The sequence below is a fragment of the Mesorhizobium sp. M7A.F.Ca.AU.001.01.1.1 genome, from assembly GCF_004022735.1.
In the GTDB taxonomy this organism is placed as follows: domain Bacteria; phylum Pseudomonadota; class Alphaproteobacteria; order Rhizobiales; family Rhizobiaceae; genus Mesorhizobium; species Mesorhizobium ciceri.
The window spans coordinates 1-386 of the sequence record NZ_RZPF01001402.1; the positions used below are offsets into that span (position 1 = coordinate 1).

The 386-nt window shown below is 65.0% G+C and carries 1 protein-coding gene; it reads left to right on the forward strand.

Annotated features, from left to right (window positions below):
- Positions 1 to 10 precede the first annotated feature (10 nt).
- Positions 11 to 386 (forward strand): cyclic pyranopterin monophosphate synthase MoaC (moaC, locus tag EN884_RS38405; protein ID WP_245492081.1); only part of this gene is annotated, 376 nt, incomplete at its 3' end.

The following is a 386-nucleotide window of genomic DNA, read 5'->3' on the forward strand; positions in this document are numbered from 1 at the left end:
GGTATCAGGCCTGACCCATCTCGGCGCGCAGGGCGAGGCCAACATGGTCGATGTCGGCGACAAGGAAGAAACAACGCGCACGGCGATCGCCGAAGGCTTTGTCGCGATGCAGCCCGAGACGCTGAAGATGATCCTCGCCGGCAACGCCAAGAAGGGCGACGTGCTCGGCACCGCGCGCATCGCCGGCATCATGGCGGCGAAGAAGACGCATGATCTGATCCCGCTCTGCCATCCGCTGCTGCTGACCAAAGTTTCCGTCGACATCGAGCCCGACCATGCATTGCCGGGCCTGAAGGTCACCGCGCTGGCGCGCGTCACCGGCAAGACGGGCGTCGAGATGGAGGCGCTGACGGCCGCTTCGGTAGCCTGCCTGACCATCTACGACA